This is a genomic window from Aquabacterium sp. (assembly GCF_004297345.1).
GTDB lineage: Bacteria > Pseudomonadota > Gammaproteobacteria > Burkholderiales > Burkholderiaceae_C > Aquabacterium.
In genome coordinates this window covers 1-3,996 of sequence record NZ_SCTN01000143.1, presented here as the reverse complement: position 1 = coordinate 3,996, position 3,996 = coordinate 1, and the positions used below count along the sequence as shown (strand labels likewise).

The window sequence follows — 3,996 nt, the reverse complement described above, 5'->3', positions numbered from 1 at the left end:
GTGCCACGGTCCCCTGGTGATAGAACAGCTGCCAGCCTGAAGCCGTCTGCCGCCAAATGGAACTGCGCCAAACCTTGACGGCGCAGCCCTCGCTTTCGTGGATGCAGGCATACGTCAACAAGGCGCAATCTGGCCCCAACTCATGCACCCGGTAGTCAGAGCTATCGACCACGGATGCGGCCGCAGCCGGCACCTGAGACAAGTACGCCAGGACCTGCTGCCGGCTGTAGCGCAGGCCCGACTTGCCGACCTCAAAGAAGTCAGCATGCAGCAGATCATCACATTGCGCCGCCGAGAGAGCTGCGCCGGGGTGATGCAAGGTGCGTTCGAGCTGTATCAAGGTTTCAAGCAGATCGGCCATGTCGCGTGTCTCACAAAGTCAAAAGCTGCCATCAAGCATTCATCTGCGCCCAGACTTTCTCCAGGCGCTTGGCGCTCACAGGCTGCGGTGTACGCAACTCTTGCGCAAACAGGCTGATGCGCAGCTCTTCCAGCAACCAGCGGAACTCGTCGAGTCTTGCATCGTGCATGCCTTTCAACTCACTCAGGCGGCGCGTGAGCCTTTGGTCCAGCGGACGCAGCTCGGTCATGCGCTGGCTGTCGCGAGCGGGGTCGCCCTTGAGCTTGTCCAGGCGCAAGGTGATGCCTTTGAGGTAGCGCGGGAAGTGCTGCAACTGCGTGTAGGGCGTCAGCGCCACGAAGCGCTTGGGCATCAGGCGTTGCAGTTGCACAGTGATGTCATCGGCCACATCCTTGGGCGGGCGCGCATCCTTGAGCTTGCGCGCGGCGGCCGCGTATTCGGTCAGAACGGTGCCTGCGAGGCGAGCGACCTCCTGAGCGATGAGGTTCAAGCGCGTGCGGCCCTCTTCCACACGGGCCTTGAAGCTGGCAGCATCAGATGGTAAGGGCTCATGCAGGTAGGCGCGGTCCAGCGCCACTTCGATGATCTGGTCCCGCAGTTCATCGGATGTACCCAGCGGCATGAAGGCCATGGCCATCTTCTGCAGATCGGGGATGTTCTTTTCAAGGTACTTCAAGGGCTCCTTGATCTGCAAGGCGATCAGTCGGCGCAGGCCTGCGCGGTGTTTGGCTGCGGCCACAGCGGGCTCGTCGAACACTTCGATCTCGACATGCTGACCCTTGTCGATCAAGGCCGGGAAGCCGATCAACGTGTGGCCACCGCGCTGGATCTCCATCAGCTCGGGCAGCTCGCCAAAGGTCCAGTCGGTGAGGGCTTGCGCAGCCTGGGCAGGCTTGGCGCCGCCAGGCGCTGCAGCAGTGCCCTTGCCTGCCGCTTGCGCGCCTTGAACCCGTTGCACGCCTGGCTTGGCACCACCTGGCTGTACACCGCCCTTTTGCATTGACGCCGCCTGCTCTGGCGCGGCCTGTTGAGAAGATGGCGAAGCGGCATCACCACCTTGCACCACTGCCTGCGCCTTCAAGGCCGCCAAGGCCTGGAAGGCACCTCGTGCCAATGAGCCCAGCTCGGCTTTCAAGGCCGGCAGATTGCGCCCCATGCCCAACTGGCGCCCGTGCTCGTCCACCACGCGGTAGTTCATGAACAGGTGCGGCGACAGCATGTCGAGCTTGAAGTCGGCGCGCTTCACATCCAGCTGGGTCTTGTCACGCACGGCCTTGAGCAAAGCATCCATCAGGCTGCCTTTGCCGAACTCGGCAGACGTCACAAAAGACTCGGCGTAATCAGGCAACGGCACCAGGCGTGCACGCGGCTTCTGGTGCAGGCTCTTGACCAGGGCCAGCACCTTGTCCTTGAGCATGCCCGGCACCAGCCATTCGCCCGCCTCGTCGCTGACCTGGTTGAGTGCAAAGATGGGCACGGTCACGGTCACACCATCACGGGCATCGCCCGGTTCGTGCAGATAAGCCGTGCTGCAATCCACGCCCCCCACGCGCAGCACTTTGGGAAAGGCGCTGCTGGTGATGCCGGCTGCCTCGTGGCGCATCAGCTCTTCGCGGCTGAGATACAGCAGCTTCGGGTTCTCGCGGCTGGCTTGTTTGTACCAGCGCTCGAAGCTGTGGCCACTCATCACCTCAGGCGGGATCTGCGCGTCGTAGAACGCAAAGATCAGCTCGTCATCCACCAGCACGTCCTGCCTGCGGGATTTGTGCTCCAGCTGCTCGACCTGGTTGATCAGCTTGCGGTTGGCCGCCAGGAACGGCAGGCGTGTTTCCCACTCGTCGTTGACCAGGCCTTCACGGATGAAGATCTCTCTGGCCTTGGGCGCATCGATCAGGCCGAAGTTGACGCGCTTGTTGTTGTAGATGACCAGGCCATACAGCGTGGCCCGCTCCAGCGCCACCACCTCGGCGGCCTTCTTTTCCCAATGGGGTTCGAGCAACTGCTTCTTGAGCAAGTGTCCGCCCATGAACACCAGCCATTGCTGATCGATGTTGGCAATACCTCGCCCGAACAGGCGCGTGGTCTCCACCAGTTCCGCCGCCAGGATCCAGCGCCCTGGCTTCTTGCTCAGGTTGGCACCGGGGTGCTTGTAGAACTTGATGCCGCGTGCGCCCAGGTACCAGTCTTCATCGTCGCTCTTGCAACCGATGTTGCCCAACAGGCCCGACAACAGCGACAAGTGCACCTGCTCATACGTGGCAGGTGAGCCGTTGAGACGCCAGTTGTGCTCGGCCACCACGGTGTGCAGTTGGCTATAGACGTCCTTCCACTCGCGCACACGGCGTGGGTTGATGTAGTTGTCGCGCAGGAGCTGCTCGTACTTGCGGTGGCTGAGCTTGTGCTTCTCAGGCTGCCCCGGCTCGTGATGCCCGTGCCCTCCGCGTGACTCGTCGAGCCATTTCCACAGCTTGAGCGTGCCCATGAACTCCGACTTTTCATCGTCGAACTGCTTGTGCTTGGTATCGGCCTGCTGTTGCTGGTCGATGGGCCGGTCACGCACATCCTGCACGCTCAAACTCGCCGCGATCACCAGCACTTCGGCCAGGGCCTGGCGGTCCTTGGCTTCCAGGATCATGCGGCCCACACGCGGGTCCAGCGGCAGGCGGGCCAGGTCCATGCCCAGCTTGGTGATCTCGTTGTTGTCATCCACCGCACCCAGCTCGTTGAGCAACTGGTAGCCATCGGCAATGGCCTTGCGCAGCGGCGGCTCGATGAAGGGGAAGTCGTCCACCAGCCCCAGGTGCAGGGACTTCATCCGCAGGATCACGCCCGCCAGTGACGAGCGCAGGATCTCGGGATCGGTGAAGCGCGGCCGCGCGTTGAAGTCCTTCTCGTCATACAGGCGGATGCAGATGCCGTTGGCCACCCGGCCGCATCGCCCAGCCCGCTGATTGGCCGCAGCCTGGCTGATCGGCTCGATCTGCAACTGCTCAACCTTGTTGCGGAAGCTGTAGCGCTTGACGCGCGCCATGCCCGAATCGATCACATAGCGGATGCCCGGCACCGTCAGCGAGGTTTCGGCCACGTTGGTGGCCAGCACGATGCGACGCCCACCGCCGGTCTTGAAGACCTCGTCCTGCTCCTGCTGGCTCAGGCGCGCGAACAGCGGCAGGATGTTGGCGGTGACGCGGTGATGCGCAAAGTGCTTGCGCAGGTGGTCGGCCGCCTCGCGGATCTCACGTTCGCCGGGCAGGAAGACAAGGATGTCGCCGCTACCCTCGCGCCAGAGTTCGTCTGCTGCATCGGTGATGGCCTCGTTCAGGCCGTATTCGCGGCTTTCCTCGAACGGCCGGTAGCGCTGCTCCACCGGGAACAGGCGCCCGGACACCATGATGACCGGCGCCGGCCCCTTGGCAGACTCGAAGTGCTTGGCAAAGCGTTCGGCATCGATCGTGGCCGAGGTCACGATGATCTTCAGATCAGGCCGGCGTGGCAGCAACTGGCGCAAGTAGCCCAGCAGGAAATCGATGTTGAGGCTGCGTTCGTGCGCCTCGTCGATGATGATCGTGTCGTAGGCGCGCAGGTCCGGATCACCCTGGGTCTCGGCCAGCAGGATGCCGTCGGTCATCAGCTTG

General features: G+C 62.9%; 2 protein-coding genes. Both read right to left on the bottom strand.

From position 1 onward, the window contains the following. Nucleotides 1-361, bottom strand: a 361-nt coding sequence (locus tag EPO09_RS04655) for a DUF4440 domain-containing protein (RefSeq protein ID WP_290640658.1), incomplete at its 3' end; no start/stop codon positions are given. Between the two features lie 31 nt (nucleotides 362-392). Beyond that, nucleotides 393-3,996, bottom strand: a 3,604-nt coding sequence (gene hrpA, locus EPO09_RS04650; protein WP_290640657.1) for an ATP-dependent RNA helicase HrpA, incomplete at its 5' end; no start/stop codon positions are given.